At 66.5% G+C, this 19,989-nt stretch carries 21 protein-coding genes; 8 read left to right on the top strand and 13 right to left on the bottom strand.

Features of this window, described 5'->3' with window-relative positions; genetic code table 11:
- Positions 1-92 precede the first annotated feature (92 nt).
- Positions 93-1,382, top strand: coding sequence for an alpha/beta hydrolase family protein (locus ACTZWU_RS02495; RefSeq protein ID WP_444735766.1), 1,290 nt, complete (start codon positions 93-95; stop codon positions 1,380-1,382).
- On the opposite strand, the gene ACTZWU_RS02490 is transcribed toward ACTZWU_RS02495, so the two are convergent.
- Positions 1,383-1,709, bottom strand: a complete 327-nt coding sequence (locus tag ACTZWU_RS02490; RefSeq protein WP_444735765.1) for a TfoX/Sxy family protein — start codon at positions 1,707-1,709, stop codon at positions 1,383-1,385.
- Between the two features lie 63 nt (positions 1,710-1,772).
- Here ACTZWU_RS02490 and miaB point away from each other — a divergent pair, with 63 nt between their 5' ends.
- Positions 1,773-3,104 carry a tRNA (N6-isopentenyl adenosine(37)-C2)-methylthiotransferase MiaB gene (miaB, locus tag ACTZWU_RS02485; protein WP_444735764.1) on the top strand — a complete coding sequence of 444 codons (1,332 nt, stop codon included), beginning with the start codon at positions 1,773-1,775 and terminating at the stop codon, positions 3,102-3,104.
- Between the two features lie 213 nt (positions 3,105-3,317).
- Here the strand turns inward: miaB and ccoP are convergent, their stop codons facing one another.
- From ccoP to ccoN, 4 genes are read right to left on the bottom strand one after another with little or no spacing between them, the layout of a single operon-like run.
- On the bottom strand, positions 3,318-4,355 hold the full coding sequence (ccoP, locus tag ACTZWU_RS02480; protein WP_444735763.1) for a cytochrome-c oxidase, cbb3-type subunit III: 1,038 nt from the start codon (positions 4,353-4,355) through the stop codon (positions 3,318-3,320).
- On the bottom strand, positions 4,355-4,549 hold the full coding sequence (locus tag ACTZWU_RS02475; protein WP_444735762.1) for a CcoQ/FixQ family Cbb3-type cytochrome c oxidase assembly chaperone: 195 nt from the start codon (positions 4,547-4,549) through the stop codon (positions 4,355-4,357). Before ACTZWU_RS02475 ends, ccoP begins: the two co-directional genes overlap by 1 nt.
- A gap of 7 nt (positions 4,550-4,556) precedes the next feature.
- Entirely contained in the window at positions 4,557-5,282 is a 726-nt protein-coding gene (gene ccoO / locus ACTZWU_RS02470) for a cytochrome-c oxidase, cbb3-type subunit II (protein ID WP_444735761.1), read from the bottom strand.
- 12 nt (positions 5,283-5,294) lie between these two features.
- Entirely contained in the window at positions 5,295-6,896 is a 1,602-nt protein-coding gene (gene ccoN, locus ACTZWU_RS02465) for a cytochrome-c oxidase, cbb3-type subunit I (protein WP_444735760.1), read from the bottom strand.
- A 203-nt stretch (positions 6,897-7,099) separates the two neighbouring features.
- Between ccoN and ACTZWU_RS02460 the strand changes: the two genes are divergently transcribed.
- Positions 7,100-7,936 carry a universal stress protein gene (locus ACTZWU_RS02460; RefSeq protein WP_444735759.1) on the top strand — a complete coding sequence of 279 codons (837 nt, stop codon included), beginning with the start codon at positions 7,100-7,102 and terminating at the stop codon, positions 7,934-7,936.
- Positions 7,937-8,044: 108 nt separating this feature from the next.
- Here the strand turns inward: ACTZWU_RS02460 and queE are convergent, their stop codons facing one another.
- The 4 genes from queE to fnrL form a co-directional block, all read right to left on the bottom strand.
- On the bottom strand, positions 8,045-8,755 hold the full coding sequence (gene queE, locus ACTZWU_RS02455) for a 7-carboxy-7-deazaguanine synthase QueE (RefSeq protein WP_444735758.1): 711 nt from the start codon (positions 8,753-8,755) through the stop codon (positions 8,045-8,047).
- Positions 8,752-9,105, bottom strand: coding sequence for a 6-carboxytetrahydropterin synthase QueD (queD, locus tag ACTZWU_RS02450; RefSeq protein ID WP_444735757.1), 354 nt, complete (start codon positions 9,103-9,105; stop codon positions 8,752-8,754). Before queD ends, queE begins: the two co-directional genes overlap by 4 nt.
- The gene (gene queC, locus ACTZWU_RS02445) at positions 9,105-9,809 is read right to left on the bottom strand and encodes a 7-cyano-7-deazaguanine synthase QueC (protein ID WP_444735756.1); all 705 of its coding nucleotides are present in this window, start codon (positions 9,807-9,809) and stop codon (positions 9,105-9,107) included. The genes queD and queC overlap by 1 nt, the downstream gene beginning before the upstream one ends.
- 181 nt (positions 9,810-9,990) lie before the next feature.
- Positions 9,991-10,767 carry a transcriptional regulator FnrL gene (fnrL, locus tag ACTZWU_RS02440; RefSeq protein ID WP_444735755.1) on the bottom strand — a complete coding sequence of 259 codons (777 nt, stop codon included), beginning with the start codon at positions 10,765-10,767 and terminating at the stop codon, positions 9,991-9,993.
- Between the two features lie 20 nt (positions 10,768-10,787).
- Here fnrL and hemN point away from each other — a divergent pair, with 20 nt between their 5' ends.
- Complete coding sequence (gene hemN, locus ACTZWU_RS02435) at positions 10,788-12,143, top strand: oxygen-independent coproporphyrinogen III oxidase (protein WP_444735754.1); 1,356 nt, start codon at positions 10,788-10,790, stop codon at positions 12,141-12,143.
- 7 nt (positions 12,144-12,150) lie between these two features.
- Here the strand turns inward: hemN and polA are convergent, their stop codons facing one another.
- Positions 12,151-14,964 (bottom strand): DNA polymerase I, encoded by a 2,814-nt coding sequence (gene polA, locus ACTZWU_RS02430; RefSeq protein ID WP_444735753.1) that lies wholly within the window; start codon positions 14,962-14,964, stop codon positions 12,151-12,153.
- Between the two features lie 47 nt (positions 14,965-15,011).
- Here polA and ACTZWU_RS02425 point away from each other — a divergent pair, with 47 nt between their 5' ends.
- Positions 15,012-15,539, top strand: a complete 528-nt coding sequence (locus ACTZWU_RS02425; protein WP_444735752.1) for a hypothetical protein — start codon at positions 15,012-15,014, stop codon at positions 15,537-15,539.
- Complete coding sequence (locus tag ACTZWU_RS02420) at positions 15,514-15,702, top strand: DUF2256 domain-containing protein (protein ID WP_444735751.1); 189 nt, start codon at positions 15,514-15,516, stop codon at positions 15,700-15,702. Before ACTZWU_RS02425 ends, ACTZWU_RS02420 begins: the two co-directional genes overlap by 26 nt.
- A gap of 62 nt (positions 15,703-15,764) precedes the next feature.
- Here ACTZWU_RS02420 and ACTZWU_RS02415 read toward each other — a convergent pair whose 3' ends face one another.
- Positions 15,765-15,947: a zinc-finger domain-containing protein gene (locus tag ACTZWU_RS02415; RefSeq protein WP_442953534.1), complete on the bottom strand. Its 183-nt coding sequence runs from the start codon at positions 15,945-15,947 to the stop codon at positions 15,765-15,767.
- Positions 15,948-16,101: 154 nt separating this feature from the next.
- Between ACTZWU_RS02415 and ACTZWU_RS02410 the strand changes: the two genes are divergently transcribed.
- Entirely contained in the window at positions 16,102-17,025 is a 924-nt protein-coding gene (locus tag ACTZWU_RS02410; RefSeq protein ID WP_444735888.1) for an ABC transporter ATP-binding protein, read from the top strand.
- Positions 17,026-17,041: 16 nt separating this feature from the next.
- Here ACTZWU_RS02410 and ACTZWU_RS02405 read toward each other — a convergent pair whose 3' ends face one another.
- Both ACTZWU_RS02405 and ACTZWU_RS02400 read right to left on the bottom strand, forming a co-directional pair.
- Positions 17,042-17,422, bottom strand: a complete 381-nt coding sequence (locus tag ACTZWU_RS02405; protein WP_444735750.1) for an HIT domain-containing protein — start codon at positions 17,420-17,422, stop codon at positions 17,042-17,044.
- Positions 17,423-17,437: 15 nt separating this feature from the next.
- The gene (locus ACTZWU_RS02400; RefSeq protein ID WP_444735749.1) at positions 17,438-19,015 is read right to left on the bottom strand and encodes a DUF5928 domain-containing protein; all 1,578 of its coding nucleotides are present in this window, start codon (positions 19,013-19,015) and stop codon (positions 17,438-17,440) included.
- Between the two features lie 153 nt (positions 19,016-19,168).
- Here ACTZWU_RS02400 and ACTZWU_RS02395 point away from each other — a divergent pair, with 153 nt between their 5' ends.
- A complete protein-coding gene (locus tag ACTZWU_RS02395) occupies positions 19,169-19,987 on the top strand; it encodes a sulfotransferase family protein (RefSeq protein WP_444735748.1) in 819 nt (272 codons plus the stop codon).
- Positions 19,988-19,989: the final 2 nt, after the last annotated feature.

The following is a 19,989-nucleotide window of genomic DNA, read 5'->3' as shown; positions in this document are numbered from 1 at the left end:
AATTGGCGCATTCAATGGGGCGGATTGCCGGGGTTCTTGTGCAGGTTGTGCAAAATTCGCAAGATCACCGCGAAATTGCCAAAGGAGCGCCCGTGAGACATTTGCTGATCGCCGCCATGACCCTGACAGCGCACCCCGCCATGGCCGAGAACCGCATCGACCTGCTCCGCCCCGACGCGCCCGAACTGGCCCAGCCCGGCCCTCATCCGGTCGGCGTCCGCGAGGCACGCTTTACCGACCCCGCGCGGATCGACGTGATCGCCGCGCAGGCAGGCGGCACCCCCGAAGCCGAGCGTAGCCTGCTGGCCGAGATCTGGTATCCCGCCGCAGAGGGGACCCGGACCGGCGTGACCTATGACACGATCCTGCGCGACGGGGTGACGGCGACCACGCTGACGGGCAGCGCCGACCGCGACGCGGACCCCGCCGATGGGTTCTTCCCGCTGGTGATCCTGTCGCATGGCTATCCCGGCAACCGCTACCTGATGAGCCATCTGGCCGAGAACCTGGCCTCCAAGGGCTATGTCGTGGTGGCGGCCGACCATCCCGAAAGCACCTATGACGACCAGCAGGCCTTTGCCTCGACGCTGGTGAACCGGGCGGTCGATCAGCGTTTCCTGCTGGACAGCATGGCCGGGCTGCAGGACGAGATCGGCGCGATCACCGATGCGGACCGCACGGCGGTCGTCGGCTATTCGATGGGCGGCTACGGCGCGCTGATCTTCGGCGGCGCGGGCCTGTCGCGCACCGCGCTGGAACGGGCCGAGCCGGGGGCCTTCGTGCCGCCCTCGGGCACGCTGGCCCGGCTGGGCGCGGGGTCCGAGGATCACGGGGCGCTGGTCGATCCCCGCGTGCAGGCCGTCATCGCCATAGCGCCATGGGGGCGGCAATTCGATTTCTGGGACGCCGACGGGCTGGCCGGCGTGACCGCGCCTCTGATGCTGGTCGCGGGCAGCGTGGACGATGTCTCGCCCTATGACTCGATCCGGCAGATCCTGGACGAGACGACCGGCACGACGCGCCACCTGCTGACCTTCGAGAACGCCAGCCACAACGCGGCGGCGCCGATCCCTGCCCCGGCCGAGGCCTGGGCGCATTCCGAAAGCCTTGGCCGCGCGCCCTTCGATCATTACGCCGATCCGGTCTGGGACAGCGTGCGGATGAACAACATCCTCCAGCATTTCGCGACCGCGTTTCTGGACCTGCATCTGAAGGACGAGGCCGGGCGGGGCGAATATCTGGACCTGATCCGCGATGCGGATGCGGGCCTGTGGTCGGTCGATGCCGACGGCAACCCCGACGAGGCGCACAGCCACTGGGCGGGCTTTCCCCAACGCAGCGCCGTGGGCCTGTCCTTCGAGACCCGCGAGGCGGGCCGCTGATCAGGGCCGCCTGAGGCCTAGCGCGTCCAGTTCGGCCTCGATCCCCGACAGGGGGGTGGCGCGGGTTTCCGCGACCAGCGCGTCGAATCGGGCGCGCAGGGCGTCCTTTTCGGCGCCCTTGCAATCGTTCCAGGGCCGCCCCTGCAAGGCCATGTGCAGGACGTAATAGCCGATGAAATGCGGCCTCTCGCCCGCGACCAGCAGCGCGCGATAGGCCTCGTGTGCGCCAAGGCCGCGCAGCCGCGCCGCGTCGGGAATGCCCGCCCCGATCAGAGACCGGGCGGTCGCGGGGCCGATATTGGGCATCGCGGTCAGGTCGCTCTCCATCCCGTGCCTTTCCAAAAGCCTGTCTTTGCTGTATCGCCGGGCCGATCTCAAGGACAGCATGACATGACCCAGGACGCCAGCGCCACGGCCGCGAAAAAGCTTTTCATCAAGACCTATGGCTGCCAGATGAACGTCTATGACAGCCAGCGCATGGCCGAGGCGATGGCCGGCGAGGGTTACGAGCTGACCGAGGATCAGTCACAGGCCGACATGGTTCTGCTGAACACCTGCCATATCCGCGAAAAGGCGGCCGAGAAGCTGTATTCCGACCTTGGCCGTCTGAAGCCGCTGAAGGCCGAGCGTCCCGACCTGAAGATCGGCGTCGCCGGCTGCGTCGCCCAGGCCGAGGGCGAGGAGATCGTCCGCCGCATGCCGCTGGTCGATCTGGTCGTCGGCCCGCAGACCTATCACCGCCTGCCCGCCATGCTTCGCGGCGAGGCGCCCGCGATCCTGACCGAGTTCCCCCCCGAGGACAAGTTCGACCACCTGCCCGAACGCCGCGCCACCCGCCGCGCGCCCGCGGCCTTCCTGACCGTGCAGGAGGGCTGCGACAAGTTCTGCGCCTTCTGCGTCGTCCCCTATACGCGCGGGGCCGAGGTCAGCCGCCCCGTCGACCGCATCCTGCGCGAGGCGCGCGATCTGGTCGAACGCGGCGTGCGCGAGATCACGCTGCTGGGCCAGAACGTGAATGGTTGGCATGGCGCGGGCGAGGGTGGCGATTGGGGCTTTGGCCGCCTGATCCGCGCGCTGGCCGAAATCGACGGTCTGGACCGCATCCGCTACACGACCAGCCATCCCAACGACATGGCCGACGACCTGATCGAGGCGCATCGCGACATCCCGCAGCTGATGCCCTATCTGCATCTTCCGGTGCAGTCGGGCAGCGACCGCATCCTGAAGGCGATGAACCGCAAGCACACCGCCGACCAGTATCTGCGCCTGATCGACCGCATCAAGGCCGCGCGGCCCGACATCCTGCTGACCAGCGACTTCATCGTGGGCTTTCCGGGCGAGACCGATCAGGACCACGCCGACACCTTGCGCCTGATCGAACAGGTGGGTTTCGGCACCGCCTTCAGCTTCAAGTATTCGCCCCGTCCCGGCACCCCTGCCTATGACCGCCCAGAGGTGGACAGCGCCGTCGCCGATGCGCGGTTGCAGGAATTGCAGGCGCTGCTGAACCGCCAGCAGAAGGCCGCACAGCTTTCGATGGTGGGCCGGACCCTCGGCGTCCTGTTCGAGAAACCGGGCCGCGAGCCGGGACAGATGGTCGGCAAGTCCGACTATCTGCATTCGGTCTTTGTCGAGGCGCCCGAGGCCCAGATCGGCGATCTGGTGCAGGTCCGCATCGTGGAAAGCGCGCCGAATTCGCTGCGGGGCGAACTGGTCGGCTGAGGCATCCCTTGCGAAAGAAATAGCCGGCCCCCGGTGGAACGCGCGAACAGAGCCGGGGGCCGGCCTTCCACGCGGACAGGCCGGCGCGGAAGCGGTGGTGCAGGGCAATGGGCCTTGCAGATGGATCACCGGCCCCCCGAGGAACGCGCGAACAGGACGGGGGGCCGGGACTGCCGCGCGGGTTGAGGGCGCGGAACCGGTGGGGCGTGGCGGCTATTCGCCGCCGCCAAGCCCGTGGACATAGACGGTCAGGGCGCGGATCTCGGCCTCGGTCAGGCGGTTCGACCAGGCGGGCATGACGCCATAGGGCCCTTCGGAGATGATCCGGTGCAGGGTCTCGGGCTCGCTGCCGTAAAGCCAGACCTGATCGTTCAGCGCAGGCGCGCCCTGCCCGCGATCACCCTCGCCCGCATCGCCGTGGCAGGCGGTGCAGTTGTCGGCGTAGATCTGGGCGCCGCGCGCGGCCAGACCCGCGTCATGCGGCTGATCCGACAGCGACAGGACGTAATGGACCACGCGGTCGATCTCGCGCTGGTTCAAGAGGCCGTCCACACCGTAGCGCGGCATCTGCGAATAGCGCGTGTCGGGGTCCTGCGGGTCGCGGATGCCGTGCAGCAGGGTCAGGTGGATGTCCTCCATGCTGCCGCCCCAGAGCCAGTCATCGTCCAGCAGGTTGGGATAGCCCCGCGCCCCGGCCGCACCCGCGCCGTGGCATTGCGCGCACCAGGTCCGGTAAAGCGCGCCGCCCGCGTTGGTGGCATAGCTCATCAGGTCGCCGTCCTCGGGGATGGCGGCCAGATCGGTCTGCACCAGCGCCGCCTGAATCGGCGCGTTCGCAGCAGCGAAGCGGTCGATTTCCGAGGCGACCTCGGCGCGCGCATTGGTCCGCAGCATCCCCTGGGTCGCCTGCGTCACCAGCGGGATGGCGGGATAGGCGATCATGTAGCCGATGGCCCAGACGATCGTGGCGTAGAAGGTCCACAGCCACCAGCGGGGCATCGGGTTGTCGTATTCGGTGATCCCGTCCCATTCATGCCCGGTCGAGGGCGTTTCCTTCAGGCCGACGCCGTGGCGGCCCTTGCGGCGATGGCTGGGCGCGACGGGCTTGTCCGGGGCGGGCCGGGGCGGAATGGCGCCCTCGATCTTGGCGGCATGCTCGGCATCGGCGGCCTGGCGGCGCAGGTTGATCTGGTTGTCGGGATTGGCGGAGGATGCTACGTCATCCGCCGGCTTCTTGGTGTCGTCGGACATCAGCGGTCCTCCTTCTTCTCGTCGTCCTCGGCGGCAGGACGGGATTCGTTGCGAAAGATGCTCTCGGCGGCATCCTTCTGGACGCGGCGCGATCCGGGGCGGAACACGAAGAGGATCACGCCCACAAAGACCAGGACCAGAACCAGAAGCGCCCAGCTATCGGCCATGGCACGCAGGAAGGTGTAGGTTTCCATGGCGGCCTCAGCGGTTCGGGTCGGGTTCGAAGGTCGAGAAATCGACCATCGTGCCAAGGACCTGCAGATAGGCGATCAGGGCGTCCATCTCGGTCAGTTGCGGCTGGCGGTCGAAATTGCGGACCTGCGCGCCGGGATAGCGCGATTGCAGCGCCGAGAGGTCGCCGAACTCGTCAGCCTGGGTGCGGAAATCGGCCACGGCGTTCTGGATCATCTCGTCGCTGTAGGGCACGCCCACGCGGCGATCCGCGACCAGACGCTGGCGGATGTGGTCGGAATGGATCACCCGGTCCAAGAGGAAGCCGTATTTCGGCATGATCGATTCCGGCACCACCGATTGCGGGTCGCGCAGGTGGTCGATGTGCCATTCGTCCGAATAGCGCCCGCCGACACGCGCCAGATCCGGCCCGGTGCGTTTCGACCCCCACTGGAACGGATGGTCATACATCGATTCCGCCGCCAGGCTGTAATGGCCGTAACGCTCGACCTCGTCGCGCATCGGGCGGATCATCTGGCTGTGGCAGACATAGCAGCCCTCGCGGACATAGATGTCGCGGCCCGCCAGTTCCAGCGGGGTGTAGGGGCGGACGCCCTCGACCTTTTCGATCGTGTTCTCAAGGTAGAACAGAGGCGTGATCTGCACGATGCCGCCGATGGTGACGACTAGGAACGAAAAGACCAGCAGAAGCGTGGCGTTCTTTTCGAGGATCTTGTGCTTTTCGAGAATTCGCATCGAAAGCCCCCCTTACTCTGCCGGAACCGCGATGGCGGTGGATTGGGCCTTGGGCTGCCGGGCGACCGTCGCCCACAGGTTCCAGGCCATGATGATCGCGCCAGCGAGATACAGGACCCCGCCCAGACCGCGCACGACATACATCGGGAACTTGGCGCTGACCGTGTCGGCAAAGGCGTTGACCAGGTAGCCGTGCTGATCGACCTCGCGCCACATCAGGCCCTCCATGATGCCCGTGACCCACATCGAGGCCGCGTAGAGGACGATGCCGATCGTGGCGAGCCAGAAGTGCCAGCTGACCAGCGACAGGCTGTAGAGCCGCTCGCGTCCCCACAGGCGCGGCACCAGGTAGTAGAGCGCGCCGAAGGTGATCATGCCGTTCCAGCCAAGCGCGCCGGAATGGACGTGACCGATGGTCCAGTCGGTATAGTGCGAAAGGCTGTTCACCGACTTGATCGACATCATCGGGCCCTCGAAGGTCGCCATCCCGTAGAAGCCCACCGCGACGACCATCATGCGGATGATCGGATCGGTCCGCAGCTTGTCCCAGGCGCCCGACAGGGTCATCAGGCCGTTGATCATGCCGCCCCAGCTGGGCATCCACAGCATGATCGAGAACACCATCCCCAACGTCGCGGCCCATTCCGGCAGCGCGGTGTAATGCAGGTGGTGCGGACCGGCCCAGATATAGAGGAAGATCAGCGCCCAGAAGTGGATGATCGACAGCTTGTAGCTATAGACCGGACGCTCGGCCTGTTTCGGGATGAAGTAGTACATCATCCCCAGGAAGCCCGCCGTCAGGAAGAAGCCCACCGCGTTATGGCCATACCACCACTGGACCATCGCATCCTGCACGCCCGCAAAGACCTGCACCGACTTGCTGCCCCAGATGCTGACCGGCAGCGACAGGTTGTTCACCACATGCAGCATCGCGATGGTCACGATGAAGGCCAGATAGAACCAGTTCGCGACGTAGATATGGGGTTCCTTGCGCTTGATGATCGTGCCCAGGAAGACCGCCAGATAGGTCACCCAGACGATGGTCAGCCACCAGTCCACATACCATTCCGGCTCGGCATATTCCTTGGACTGGGTCGCGCCCAGAATGTAGCCCGTCGCCGCCAGCACGATGAAGAAGTTGTAGCCCCAGAACACGAACCAGGCCGCGTTCCCGCCCCAGAGCCGCGCCGCCGAGGTCCGCTGGACCACATAGAACGAGGTCGCGATCAGCGCGTTGCCGCCAAAGGCGAAGATCACCGCGCTGGTATGCAGCGGGCGCAGCTTGCCGAAATTCAGGTAGCCCTGCGTCAGGTCGCTGAAGTTCAGCGCCGGAAAGGCCAGCTGAAAGGCGATGACGACGCCGACCAGAAAGCCCACCACGCCCCAGAACATCGTGGCGACCACGCCGGCGCGCACGACGCCGTCCATGTATTCGCGCGGATTGTGGAGGGGCAGAGGCTCGTCGATGCGGCGCAGGGTCCACAGGAACATCCCGCCCGAGGCCAGCATGACGGTCAGCGCGTTGACCTGATAGGCCAGATCATGCGCCATATTGGCCGCGATCGCGGCAAACAATGCGATCCCGCCAAGCAGGATCAGTTTCACATAGTTCATCTCGCTGTCCCCGTTGGCATCGGCGTCGCGTCCCCTTCTGCGCCCGCGCCGAATCGCTTCGGCGGCAGGGCTGTCGATGGTCAGGGGATAGGGGCAGGCGGCTCTCGAATCCTTGATCTGGGTCAAATCCGGGGGTTGACGCGGATCAAGGCAAAAGGGCGCATCAGGGCGCAGGATGCCATCGTGACCGAAAGGAGCCCGCCATGGCCTACAAGACGATCCTCACGATCCTGACCGATCCGGCGCAGACGCCCCAGCTTGACGCGGCAGCCCAGCTTGCCGTGCGCGAGGACGCCCATCTCGAAGTCCTGTGCCTCGGCATCGATCTCAGCCAGCCGGGATATTTCTTCCCCGGCGGCACCGCCTACATGCTGCAGGACGCCATCGACAGCGCCCTGGCCGATGCCGAGGCTCTGGAAAAAGCCGTCCGCGCGCGTCTGGCGCCTGCCAGCGACCTGCGCTGGTCGGTGGACAGCGCGGTTGCGCAAAGCGGTGGCATCCCGGCGCTGGTCGGCCTGAGGGCGCGATTCGCCGATCTGACCGTGCTGGTCAGCCCCTACGCCGAGAACCAGCCCGCCGAGGCCGAGATCATCGCCGAAGCCGCCCTGTTCGAGGGCGGCTGCCCTGTCCTCGTGCTGCCTCATGCCGAGATCCCGGCCAATCTGCGCCGGGTGCTGGTCGCCTGGAACCAGTCGGCCGAGGCGCTGGCCGCCATCCGCCGGGCGCTGCCCCTGCTGCGCGCCGCCGACCGGGTCGAGGTGACCTGCATCGACCCGCGCCGCACCAGCCCCGAACGCTCGGACCCGGGCGGCCCGCTGACCCAGATGCTCGTCCGCCATGGGGTGCGGGCGGAAATCGCGGTACTGGCACGCACCGCGCCCACGATCAGCGACGAACTGAACCGCCGCGCGGTCGAGATCGGCGCGGACCTGATCGTGATGGGGGCTTACGGCCATTCGCGGTTCCGCCAGGCGATCCTGGGCGGTGCGACGCGCAACATGCTCGAAAAATCCGCCGTGCCGGTGCTGATGGCCCGCTGAACCGGAGGCCTCGCCTGCGGGGATGCGCGCAGGGGGGTCCGGGGGGACGGCCAGTCCCCCCGGCCGTCGCGGGACGCAATTCGCCGCGCGCTGCCAAAGGCGCCCGCCTCAGACGCCGCGCAGGTTCCCCCACAGCAGCACATGCAGCTGCGGCAGGACGCGGGGCCGGAACCAGCGATCCTCGGTGACCATATCCACCAGCCAGCGCAGCCGGTCGGCCACGTCCTGCGCCGCAACCGGGCTGTCGGGGTCCACATCGGGATTGCCCGGTTGCAGGTAAAGCGGCAGGTCCGGCCAATCCTCGGCCAGCGCCCGCGCCCAGTCGTAATCGCGCCGGTCGAAGATCACGATCTTCAGCACCGCCTGCCCCGCGCCCTGCCCCGCCGCGATGCAATCCGCCAGCGCGGCACGGTCGGGGGTCTCGCCGCTGGAAGGGGGTTTGGGGCTCAGGACCAGCACATCCAGCGCCCCGAACCAGTCCCGCGCGATGGAGCCCTGCGTTTCCAGCGCAAACCGGTAGCCCTCGGCCCGGCCAAGCGCGATCAGCGGCCCGAAATCCTGGATCGCCGGATTGCCCCCCGAGATCGAGACCGTCAGGGGCCGCCCGCCCGACAGCCGCGTAACCTCGGCCCAGATCGCCTCTGCCGACATCGGCGCCCATTGGTCGCGAAAGGCGCTGTCCACCGCATGCATCGAATCGCACCACGAACATCGGTAATCGCAGCCCCCCGCCCGGACAAAGACCGTGGGCTCACCGATCAGCACGCCCTCGCCCTGGATGGTCGGGCCGAAGATCTCGGCGATGCGAAGGGCGCTCATGGCCGATACTCGGCCCAGGTCTTGGGCGTCTCGCTGACCTTGACGGCGCTGGTCTCGGGCCAGCGGGCGCGGCACCAGTCGAAGAAGTGCCGGGCCAGATTCTCGGCGGTCGAGGGCACCTCCAGCAGGTCGTTCAGGTGCCGGTGGTCGAACTGGCCGTCGATATAGTCCTTCAGCGGCTTCAATTCGTGATAATCGCGCACGAAGCCGTCGGGGTTCAGATCGGGCGCGGCCAGTTCGACGACCACGATATAGTTGTGGCCGTGCAGACGCGCGCATTGGTGGTCGGGCGCCAGGTGGTCCAGCCGGTGCGAGGCGCTGAAGTGAAACTCCTTGCTGATCCGGAACATCACGCCGCCCCCTGCCGCGATGCGACCGCCGCGCGCCAGAAATCGGGGTCGTCATATTCGGTCGGATCGGGGATGCCCGCCAGATCGAAGGCCTCGCGCCGCTCGACGCAGGTGCCGCAGCGCCCGCAATGGCGCGCCCCGCCCTTGTAGCAGGACCAGGTCCGCGCAAAGGGCGTGCCCGCGCGCGCGCCCGCCGCGACGATGTCGGCCTTGGTGGCGCGCACGAAGGGCACGTCCAGCGCGATGTCTGCGTAACCCTCCAGCGCGGCCTTCTGCATGGCGGCGAAAGCCTCGGTGAAGCCGGGCCGGCAATCGGGATAGATGAAGTGATCGCCCCCATGCACCGCCGCCGCGACCGCCTGATCGCCATTGGCCGCCGCGATGCCGAAGGCGATGGTCAGCATGATCGCGTTCCGGTTCGGCACGACCGTGATACGCATGGTTTCCTCGGCGTAATGGCCGTCGGGCACGGCGACGTCATCGGTCAACGCCGACCCTGTCAGCGCCGCGCCCAGACCCGACAGATCGACCAAGTGGAACGGCACGCCCAGCCTTTCGGCGCAGGAACGCGCATGGTCCAGTTCCTTGCGGTGGCGCTGACCGTAATCGAAGCTGACGATGCGCGAGAGCCTCCCTTGAGCGGCAAGGACATGGGCAAGCGAGACAGAGTCCAGCCCGCCCGAACAGACGAGAGTGGTTTTCATATGTGACCCTTGTTTTTGTGACCCGGGTAGGCTGCGACCGGGAAGGCACCGCTTAGCAGCAAAGGGGCGCGGGGAAAAGGTCGGGGCGGGGCTGGGGCGGATGGGTCGCAGGGGGGCGCTGCCCCCATCGCTGCGCGATTCCCCCGGGATATTTGGCCCAAGGCAAAGCCGCGAAGGGTGTTCAGCTGAGGCAGCCGCCGTCGGAATCGTCGCCGGATTCGTCCACGAGCCGCGCGAAGTCGGGCAGGATCACGCCGCGCTTGCCCTGAAGCTGGATCACACCGTCGCGTTTCAGCGCGCTGACCTGCCGACTGACCGTCTCCAGCGTCAGGCCGAGGTAATCGGCCATGGCCTCGCGCGTCAGGGGCAGGTCGAGTTCCATTCGTCCACCCGGCTGGCGCTTGTGCAGCGAGGCCTCGCGGCGCGCGATGATGGCAATGAAAGAGGCGATCTTTTCGCGCGCGGTCTTGCGGCCCAGAAGCAGCATCCATTCGCGCGCCGCGTCCAGTTCGTCCAGCGTCATTTCAAGCAGCCGGTGCGCGATATGCGGCGTCTTGCGCATCAGATCGTCGAAGGGGCGGCGGCGGAAGCAGCACAGGACGACCCGCGTCGTGGCCGTCGCGTTATAGGCTGCGCGGTCGCGTCCGGGGCGGCCGAGAAAATCGCTTGGCAGCAAGAGGCCCACCATCTGGGTGCGCCCGTCCTCGAGCGTCTGGGTCAGCGTGGCCACGCCCGAGACGACCGAGCCCACGAAATCCATCCGGTCGCCTTCCCAGACGATGGGCTGACCGGCCTCGTAGCTGCGGTAGAACTTGATCTCTTCGAGGCGCTGCAATTCGTCGCCTTCGCAATGCGCGCATACGGCCCGGTAGCGGATCGGGCATTCGGAGCAGCTGACCTCGCCATGAGGGGCCGAGGTCGTGCAGCTGTTGATCTGGGTCAAGGTCTGTTCGCGCATCTTCCCCTAGGGATACCGCCATGAGCACGATTTCGCAACTCAGACGACTCGGTTTGTTCGAGGCCCGCGCCCCGCGCTACACGAGCTATCCGCCCGCGACGCAGTTCGGGCCGTCGGTCGATGCGCCCCTGGTGGCCGGCTGGATCGGCGCGATCCCTGCCGGTGCGGCGATATCGCTTTATGTCCACATCCCGTTCTGCCGCAGGCTGTGCTGGTTCTGCGCCTGCCGCACGCAGGGCACGCAGAGCATGGACCCGGTGCGCGCCTATCTGGACACGCTGCTGGCCGAGATCGCCGCCCTGCGCGCGCGACTGGCGCCTGATGTGCGGCTGTCGCGGCTGCATTGGGGCGGTGGCACGCCCACCCTGCTGGAGCCCGCGATGATCGCGGAACTGGCCGGGGCGATCCGTGCGGCCTTTCCGATGATCGAGGGCGGCGAATTCTCGGTCGAGATCGACCCGTCCGAGATCGACGCCCCCCGGATGGCCGCGCTGGCGGCGGCGGGGATGAACCGCGCCTCGATCGGGGTGCAGGATTTCGACCCGCTGATCCAGGAGACGATCGGCAGGCCGCAGGGATTCGAGCTGACCGCCGCCGCCGTGGACCTGATCCGTGGCCACGGCATCGGCAGCCTGAATGTCGATCTGCTTTACGGCCTGCCCCATCAGAACCGCATTCGCATGTCCGATACCGTCCAGAAGGTGCTGGCGCTGCAACCCGACCGGGTGGCGCTTTACGGCTATGCCCATGTGCCGTGGATGTCCAAGCGGCAGGTGATGATACCCGACGATGCCCTGCCCGATGGCGAGGCGCGGCTGGACCTGTTCGACACCGCCCGCGCATTGTTCGTGGCCGACGGGCTGGCCGAGATCGGGATCGACCATTTCGCCAGCCCCTCGGACGGGTTGGCGCGCGCCCTGGCCGAGGGGCGGCTGCGGCGCAACTTTCAGGGATACACCGACGATCCGGCGAACATTCTGTTGGGGTTGGGGGCGTCCTCGATTTCGCGTTTTCCGCAGGGCTATGCCCAGAATGCACCCGCGACAGGGGTCTATACGGCCGCGATCCGGGCGGGTCTTCTGCCGGTCGCGCGGGGCCATGCCTTCAGCGCCGAGGATCTGTGGCGCGGCCGCATGATCGAGATGCTGATGTGCGAATTCCGGATCGACATGGCCGAGATCGAGGCCCGGTTCGGCGTCAGCGAGGATCGCCAGCGCGCGCTGTTCGCGCCCCTGATCGCGCGGTTCGGCGGCGTCCTGCGGCTGGAGGACGCCGCGCTAAGCATCACGCCAGAGGGGCGGCCCCTGACGCGGATGCTGGCGCAGGGGCTGGACGCCTATGCCGTGGCCGAGGGCAGCCATTCCTCGGCGGTCTGATGGTCTTTCAGTGTGCCTCGGCCCAGTTCAGGCCGTGGCCGGCATCGACGACCAGCGGCACCGACAGCTTGACCTTGGGTTCGGCAGCGGCCTCCATCACCTCGCGCGCGCGGGCGATGAGGCTGTCCACAGCGTCCTCGGCCACCTCGAAGACCAGTTCGTCATGGACCTGCAACAGCATCCGCGCGGGCAGGTCGCGGATCGCGTCGGGCATGCGGATCATCGCGCGGCGGATGATGTCGGCGGCCGCGCCCTGAATGGGCGCGTTGATCGCCGCGCGCCGCGCACCGCCTGCCGCCGGGCCGGACTGGTTGATGCCCGGCGTGTTGATGCGTCGCCCGAATAGCGTGCGGACCGAGCCGTCGGATTTCGCATCCGCCACGATGCGGTCCATATAGGCGCGGATTTCCGGGAAGCGTTCGAAATAGGTGTCGATGAAGCTTTGTGCCTCGGCGCGCGGGATACGCAGATTGCGCGACAGGCCGAAGCCCGAGATTCCGTAGATCACGCCGAAATTGATCGCCTTGGCCTGGCGGCGGATCATCGGATCCATCCCCTCGACCGGGACGCCGAACATCTGGCTGGCGGTCATGGCGTGGATGTCGATCCCCTCGCGGAAGGCCTGTTTCAGCGCCGGGATGTCCGCCACATGGGCCAGGATGCGCAATTCGATCTGGCTGTAGTCCAGCGCGACCAGCCGGTGCCCTGACGGCGCGACAAAGGCCTGACGGATGCGCCGCCCCTCGTCGCTGCGGATCGGGATGTTCTGCAGGTTCGGATCGGTCGAGGCCAGCCGCCCGGTCTGCGCCCCCGCGATGGAATAGCTGGTATGAACGCGCCCGGTTTCCGGGTTCACATAGGTCGGCAGCGCGTCGGTATAGGTGGATTTCAGCTTGCTGATCTGGCGCCAGTCCAGCACGCGGGCGGGCAGGTCGTGGCCTTCGGCGGCCAGATCCTCCAGCACGTCGGCGCTGGTGGAAAAGGCGCCGGTCTTGCCCTGCTTGCCGCCCGCCAGACCCATCCGGTCGAACAGGATCTCGCCCAACTGCTTGGGCGAGCCGATGTTGAAGGGGGTTCCGGCCAGTTCGTGGATTTCGGCTTCCAGCCCTGCCATCTTCTGCGCGAAGGCGTTGGACATGCGGCCCAGGACGTCGGTGTCGATGCGGATGCCCGCCATCTCCATCTTGGCCAGGACGGGAATCATCGGCGCCTCGAGGGTCTGATAGACGGTCGTGACGCGTTCGGCGGGCAACATCGGCGCGAAATGGCGGTAAAGCCGCAGCGTGACGTCGGCATCCTCGGCCGCATAGGGCGCGGCCTTGTCGATGGGGACCTGGGCAAAGTTGATCTGGCTTTTGCCCGAGCCGATCAGATCCTTGATCGGGATGCATTTATGGCCAAGGTAACGCTCGGCCAGTTCGTCCATGCCGTGATTATGGGTGCCCGCGTTCAGGGCATAGGACATCAGCATCGTATCCGCGACCGGGGCCATGCGGATGCCCCCCAATTCCGGAAGCTGGCGGGCAAGGATCTTCCAGTCGTATTTGAGGTTCTGGCCGATCTTCAGCGTTGCCGGGTCCTCAAGCACCGGCTTCAGCGCCGCCAGCACCGCCTGCGGGTCCAGCTGGCCCGGCACGCGCGCCAGCTGGCCGAACAGATCGTCGCCCCCCGCCATATGGTTCAGCGGCACATAGCAGGCCCGGCCCGGCGCCACCGCCAGCGAAATGCCGACCAGATCGGCCTGCATCTCATCGAGGCTAGTGGTCTCGGTGTCGATGGCGACGGCGCCTGCCTCGCGTATGGCGGCGATCCAGGCCTCCAGCGCGGCCATGTCGGTGACAGTCTCATAGGCGGATGCGTCGATGGCGGGCATGTCCGGCGCGGCAGGCGCCTGGCTGGGGGGCGCGGCCTGGATCGCCGGGGCCTCGGCGCCCAGCTTCTCGGCCACGCGGGTCGTCAGGGTGCGGAACTCCATCTCGGACAGGAAGGCCAGCAGGCGCTCGGCCTCGGGGGCGCGGACGCCCAGATCCTCCAGCGGGCGGTCCAGCGGGGTGTCGCCGTCCAGCTGCACCAGCTGACGAGAAACGCGGATCTGTTCGGCATGGTCGATCAGCGTCTGGCGGCGCTTGGGCTGCTTGATCTCGGCCGCGCGGTCCAGCAGTGCGTCCAGATCGCCGAATTCCTGGATCAGCAGGGCGGCGGTCTTGATGCCGATGCCGGGGGCACCGGGGACGTTGTCCACCGAATCGCCCGCCAGCGCCTGCACATCGACCACGCGGTCAGGGCCGACGCCGAATTTCTCGAACACCTCGTCGGGACCGATGACCTTGCCCTTGATCGGGTCCAGCATCTCGACCCCATCGCCGACCAGCTGCATCAGGTCCTTGTCGCTGCTGACGATGGTGACGCGGCCACCGGCCTCGCGGGCATGGCGGGCATAGGCGGCGATGATGTCGTCGGCCTCGTAGCCCTCGGTCTCGATGCAGGCGATGTTGAAGGCGCGGGTCGCGTCGCGGGTCAGCGGGAATTGCGGGCGCAGATCCTCGGGCGGCTCGGGGCGGTTCGCCTTGTAGGCGGGATAGATCTCGTTGCGGAAGGTCTTGGAGGAATGGTCGAAGATCACCGCCGCATGGGTCGGCGCGTCGCTGCCATTGCCGTCCTGGACATATTTCCACAACATGTTGCAAAAACCCGCGACGGCGCCGACCGGCAGACCGTCGGATTTCCGCGTCAGCGGGGGCAGCGCGTGATAGGCGCGGAAGATAAAGGCCGACCCGTCGATCAGGTGCAGATGGCAGCCCTTGCCGAATGTGTCGCTCATGTTAGCCTCGCCGCGTCCGTTCCCGTAATCATGCCGAGGTTTCTGACATGTTCCGCCTGCGCCTGCCAGCCGCCTTGGCTGTTTCGCTGCTGACCTGGCCTGCATTGGCCGATGACATGCCCCAGCTTTGCCCACTGCGCTCCGATGACAGCTCTTGCAGCCGGGTGGTCGCCTGCCTGGGCGACGAGGGGCGCTGGTTTCACGGGCGCGCGCTTGGCCGGGGCCGCGGCGAGGTGCTCGGCGTGACCAGCGACGGCGCCCAATGCCGGGGCCAATGGGCCGAACGCGGCCTGCTGGGGCTGGGGCAAGCCAGCGTCACCTGCCAGGACGGCACCGAGGTCGGGGTCCTGTTCACCTATCAGGACCGGTTCAGCGGCACCGCGACCGGGCGTGGCACGACCCGCGACGGAACGGCTGTGCAGGTCTGGGCGGGCCAGCACGTGCTGTCCTGGCTGGAGTCCGAGACAGGCCGCCCCCTTGGCCTGCTGCCCTGCGGCCCCGAGGGGATGCTGCTCAGCCGGGCGCGCCCCGCAAACGAAGGGAATCCGCATGGCCCGCATGCGCCGCAAGTCTGACCTGCCGCAAAAGCTGTGCCTGACCTGCGGGCTACCCTTCCGCTGGCGCAAGAAATGGGAACGCGACTGGGATCAGGTGCGCTACTGCTCGGACAGGTGCCGGGCCGGATCAAAGCGCAAGGATGGCAAGGGCGTGCCGGGCGGCAAGGCCGCCCCGGATTGAGGGCCCCTCGACGGGGCCCGAGATCCGCGCCGGGCCGGGGCGGAACGGCGCGGCAAGTTCCGTCAGTGGTCGTCGTGCGCGTGATCGCGGTCGATCACGAAACGCTTGTCGCAATAGCCGCAATCGACAAAGCCCGTCTCGGGGCTGATAGCCAGCCAGACGCGCGGATGGCCCAGACCCGCCGCATCATCGCCGTCGCAGCACACGCGCCAGCGCGTCACCACCTCGGTCACGGGGGCGGGCATCTTCAGGGCCTCGGGGCCCGTCTCGGTCGAAAGCGAGTTTTCGGGCGTCACGTGCTGGGTCATGGCTGGCCTTCTTGTGGCGGCTTGCATCATCTGGTCTAAACCCCATTACCGCAGCCCGGCCTGCCACCGCAAGCATTGCGAGACCGACACCATGAGCCACGCCATCCAGATCGAGGGTCTTCGCAAGACCTATGCCGCCCAGGGCAACGCCCCCGCCAAAGAGGCGCTGAAGGGCATCGACCTGACCATTCCCGCAGGCAGCATCTTCGGCCTCCTGGGCCCCAACGGCGCAGGCAAGTCCACGCTGATCAACATCCTTGCCGGGCTGGTCAACAAGACCGCCGGCCGCGTCAGCATCTGGGGCTTCGACCAGGACGTGAACCCACGCCAGTCCCGCGCCGCCATCGGGGTGATGCCGCAGGAACTGAACATGGACCCGTTCTTCACCCCCCGCGCCAGTCTCGAGGTGCAGGCAGGCCTCTACGGTGTGCCGAAATCGGAACGCTGGACGGACGAGCTTCTGGCACTGGTGGGGCTGACCGATCAGGCGGGCGCCTATGCGCGCAACCTGTCGGGCGGGATGAAGCGGCGGCTTCTGCTGGCCAAGGCGCTGGTCCACCGCCCCCAGATCCTGGTCCTGGACGAACCGACGGCAGGCGTGGACATCACCCTGCGCCAGATGCTCTGGGCCAATGTGCGCGAACTGAACCGCCAGGGCATGACGATCATCCTGACCACACATTACCTGGAAGAAGCCGAGCAGATGTGCGACGAGATCGCCATCATCAACCATGGCGAGCTGGTCATCCGTCAGCCCACGCGCGACCTTCTGGCGCGGACCGACGGCAAGACGCTGGTGCTGGACACGGGCGGCCCCGTCGAACTGCCCCCCCTGCCCGAGGGCGTGCGCGCCGAGCGGCGCGCCGACGGGCGGCTGGCGGTCTTCTATCCGCCCTCGCGGCTTCGGGCGGACCGCATCATCGACCTGCTGCGCGGCGCGGGCATTCCGATCATCGACGTCGCGACCGAGCAGCCCGACCTTGAACAGGTCTTCGTCGAACTGACCAGCAGCTAGGGCCGCGCCGCCCGGATCAGTCGCGCAGGCTCAGCATCGGGCCGGTCATGCGGCCGCCGATGATGTGCAGGTGGAAATGCGGCACTTCCTGCACGCCGTCCGGCCCGGCATTCGTGATCGCCCGGAACCCGTTCCCGCCCGAGGCCGGATCGACCCCCTCGGCCGCGCAGACCTCGGCACAGAGCCGCATGAAGCCCGTGACCTCGTCAGCGCTCGCATTCGCCGCGAAATCGGCGAAATCGACATAGGCGCCCTTGGGGATCACGAGCACATGGGTCGGCGCGCGGGGCGCGATGTCGCGGAAGGCCAGCGCATGATCGTTCTCGGCCACGCGGTTGGCGGGGATCTCGTTGCGCAGGATGCGGGCGAAGATGTTGCTGTCGTCATAGGCGGGCATGGCGATGTCCTTCGTTCAGTCGGCAAACAGATGGGGCGTCTCGGCCAGTTCACGCGCGCGAGCCTCGGGCAGGTCAAGGATGCGCGCGATGGCGGCAGAGTTCTGGTCCACGCTCGCCCCGGCCGAAACAGACGCGAAATGCGGAAACTCGCTTTCGCGCAGCCGCTCGGCCTCGTGTTCCAGATCGCTTTTGACGATCGGCAGCAGGCGGTTGAAGACCTCGTCGGGTGCGGTCTCGCTGACCAGCCCGACGCGGCTCATGTGCCCGCGCACGTAGTCATCGTCGAAGGCGCAATCGAGAAACAGCACCCGCACCTCGGCGCGGTCATTGACCAGATCGGTGATCAGGCTCAGCGCCGAAGGGTCCGCGCACAGCACCAGACGATCGCTTTCGAACTGATCGAAAAGCAGCTTGATCAGCGCCTTGCGGTGACGCTCGCGCTTGGGCAGCGTGTTGGCGATACCGCCGGTATCGGGCAGGTTCGCGTCGTGCTCGTTGAACAGGTAATCGACCGCCGGAATGTCCGTCAGCGCGCGCAGCCTGTCGGTCAGGCGCTTGGCGACATGCCATTTCTTCGCCACCACGATAGTCAGCTTGCGCCCCGCCCCAAGCGAGCCGTCAGTCTCCCAGAACCGAGGCGCGAACCGGCGCCCGATACGCCCGCGCCCGACGAGAAAGTCGAACAGCTTGCGCCCCTCGGCGGTGATGGCGAATTCCTGCCCCTCGGCCTGCCACAGCGCCCCCAGCCTTGCGCGCAGATCCAGCGCCTCGGGGCTGATCTTGCGGGCGAACAGATAGTTCTGGCGCAGAAGCAGGTCGTAATGGTCGTTGTAGAACGTCACCGGCATCCCGTAATCGGTGAAGATCAGGAAGGTCAGCGTCCGCGTTCGGATCTGCGTGCGCGGCACGACATGGGCGACCAGCGTCTGAAAGAACGTCTCGTCCGGAATCCAGGTGGTCGCGAAAAAGCGCGTGATCTCGGGGCGCTGGCGCACCAGTTCCAGGATCGCCTCGACCGTCTGGCGGCGCAGGCACCACCATTGCGACCCGATCATGACCTGCACATCCTCGGGGATATCGCGGGTCAGGCCCAGACGCTGCTGGATGTTGAAGCTGGTATAGAACAGCCATTTCTGGGTGCGTTCGTTGAACCAGTGCCTGTAAATCAGGCGCTCTTCCTTGAAGCCGGTCTTGATCCAGTCGCTTTCGAAGAAATCGAAGCTTTCGATATAGTCGCAATCCTCGCTGTCCAGAAAATTGCGCGCGAATTCCGCCGATTTGATGGGCATGCAGTCGCCCGACAGCATGTAGAAATGCGTGGCCTGCGGAAAGGCGGCCTCGGCGGCACGCAGCGCCTCGAGGCTGGCCGCGACCAGCGACCATTCGCCCCAACCGCATTTCAGCCGCCGTGGCGCAAAGACCACACCCGGATGGCCACCTAGCGCATCCTGCAATTGCTGATACATCGCCTGAGGCGCACGTTTGTCAAAGTGAATCGCCACGAAATCCCCGGTGGCAGTCAGGCGCCTCGCCTGCTCGATCACCCCCTGCGGGTCCTTGTGGGTCAGAAGAATGAAGGCTATGCGCGCCATGGGGCAGACCGGGCTCTGGTGGTTTCGTTACAGATCGACGTAAGGCGTTGAAAAACTCGTCCGGTTTTGCTTTGTCTGTGTAAACGTTTTTGCCAAGGGGGCAAGCGAGGCATGCGCCCCCGGCAATTCGCCTAGGTTCGGAGTGATAGCAGGATGGGTTTTCCCGGCGTCTGGATGACGGAAAGCGAAAGCATGATCTATCGGGTGGTGCCGAAATGCGCCTGCTCGACGATCGGACAGATCATGTTTTATTCGGATCATGGCCGGTTCTTCGACGGCGACATCCATGACAGCACCGAAGGCCTGCACAAATGGGCGCAGGATTACAGCCACGGCCCGATCGAACGCGCGGTCCACGCGCGCGACGGCGTGACCTTCACCTGTGTCCGCAACCCCTATGCGCGCATTCTGTCATCATTCTTCGACAAGATCGCGGGGATCCAGCGCAATGGCCGACGCTATCGCGGCAACCTCGTGCCGCAACTGATCCAGCGCTACGGGATTGACGTGGGCAGCCCTGAAAACGGGTTTGATTTCGACCAGATCGCCAGCTTCCGCCGCTTTCTGCTGTTCGCCCGGGACACCATCCGCTTTCGCAAACCGATGGAGCCCGACATCCACTGGTCGGCGATGTCGGGCCATATCTCGACCTTCATCGTGAATGGCGGCCGCTACGATCAGATCTTCTTCACCGAGGCGTTCAACGACGGCATGGCCAAGGTGCTGGACGCGGCCGAAACCCCGGTCAAGCTGGACCTGTCCGAGGTGCCGCGCTTCAACGAATCCGAAGGGCACGGCCCCAAGCGCGCCCACAAGGTCAGCGACTATTTCGACGACCTGTCGCGGCACCTGATCTGGGAAATCTACAAGGATGATTTCCAGCTCTTCCGCTACGATTTCGACAATCCCGACAACAAGATGCCCCTGGGAGAGGTCGATCTGGACGAGGTTCACGCCAAGCTGGGCCGCTAAGC

The organism is Paracoccus sp. NSM (assembly GCF_052379855.1).
Lineage (GTDB): Bacteria > Pseudomonadota > Alphaproteobacteria > Rhodobacterales > Rhodobacteraceae > Paracoccus.
This window is presented reverse-complemented; position numbering and strand designations above follow the sequence as displayed.

What these genes read in the sequence shown, in the direction of transcription:
- ACTZWU_RS02490 (WP_444735765.1), bottom strand. Translation starts at nt 1,709, where the DNA reads ATGGAGAGCGACCTGACCGCGATGCCCAATATCGGCCCCGCGACCGCC.
- miaB (WP_444735764.1), top strand. Translation starts at nt 1,773, where the DNA reads ATGACCCAGGACGCCAGCGCCACGGCCGCGAAAAAGCTTTTCATCAAG.
- ccoP (WP_444735763.1), bottom strand. Translation starts at nt 4,355, where the DNA reads ATGTCCGACGACACCAAGAAGCCGGCGGATGACGTAGCATCCTCCGCC.
- ACTZWU_RS02475 (WP_444735762.1), bottom strand. Translation starts at nt 4,549, where the DNA reads ATGGAAACCTACACCTTCCTGCGTGCCATGGCCGATAGCTGGGCGCTT.
- ccoO (WP_444735761.1), bottom strand. Translation starts at nt 5,282, where the DNA reads ATGCGAATTCTCGAAAAGCACAAGATCCTCGAAAAGAACGCCACGCTT.
- ccoN (WP_444735760.1), bottom strand. Translation starts at nt 6,896, where the DNA reads ATGAACTATGTGAAACTGATCCTGCTTGGCGGGATCGCATTGTTTGCC.
- ACTZWU_RS02460 (WP_444735759.1), top strand. Translation starts at nt 7,100, where the DNA reads ATGGCCTACAAGACGATCCTCACGATCCTGACCGATCCGGCGCAGACG.
- queE (WP_444735758.1), bottom strand. Translation starts at nt 8,755, where the DNA reads ATGAGCGCCCTTCGCATCGCCGAGATCTTCGGCCCGACCATCCAGGGC.
- queD (WP_444735757.1), bottom strand. Translation starts at nt 9,105, where the DNA reads ATGTTCCGGATCAGCAAGGAGTTTCACTTCAGCGCCTCGCACCGGCTG.
- queC (WP_444735756.1), bottom strand. Translation starts at nt 9,809, where the DNA reads ATGAAAACCACTCTCGTCTGTTCGGGCGGGCTGGACTCTGTCTCGCTT.
- fnrL (WP_444735755.1), bottom strand. Translation starts at nt 10,767, where the DNA reads ATGCGCGAACAGACCTTGACCCAGATCAACAGCTGCACGACCTCGGCC.
- hemN (WP_444735754.1), top strand. Translation starts at nt 10,788, where the DNA reads ATGAGCACGATTTCGCAACTCAGACGACTCGGTTTGTTCGAGGCCCGC.
- polA (WP_444735753.1), bottom strand. Translation starts at nt 14,964, where the DNA reads ATGAGCGACACATTCGGCAAGGGCTGCCATCTGCACCTGATCGACGGG.
- ACTZWU_RS02425 (WP_444735752.1), top strand. Translation starts at nt 15,012, where the DNA reads ATGTTCCGCCTGCGCCTGCCAGCCGCCTTGGCTGTTTCGCTGCTGACC.
- ACTZWU_RS02420 (WP_444735751.1), top strand. Translation starts at nt 15,514, where the DNA reads ATGGCCCGCATGCGCCGCAAGTCTGACCTGCCGCAAAAGCTGTGCCTG.
- ACTZWU_RS02415 (WP_442953534.1), bottom strand. Translation starts at nt 15,947, where the DNA reads ATGCCCGCCCCCGTGACCGAGGTGGTGACGCGCTGGCGCGTGTGCTGC.
- ACTZWU_RS02410 (WP_444735888.1), top strand. Translation starts at nt 16,102, where the DNA reads ATGAGCCACGCCATCCAGATCGAGGGTCTTCGCAAGACCTATGCCGCC.
- ACTZWU_RS02405 (WP_444735750.1), bottom strand. Translation starts at nt 17,422, where the DNA reads ATGCCCGCCTATGACGACAGCAACATCTTCGCCCGCATCCTGCGCAAC.
- ACTZWU_RS02400 (WP_444735749.1), bottom strand. Translation starts at nt 19,015, where the DNA reads ATGGCGCGCATAGCCTTCATTCTTCTGACCCACAAGGACCCGCAGGGG.
- ACTZWU_RS02395 (WP_444735748.1), top strand. Translation starts at nt 19,169, where the DNA reads ATGGGTTTTCCCGGCGTCTGGATGACGGAAAGCGAAAGCATGATCTAT.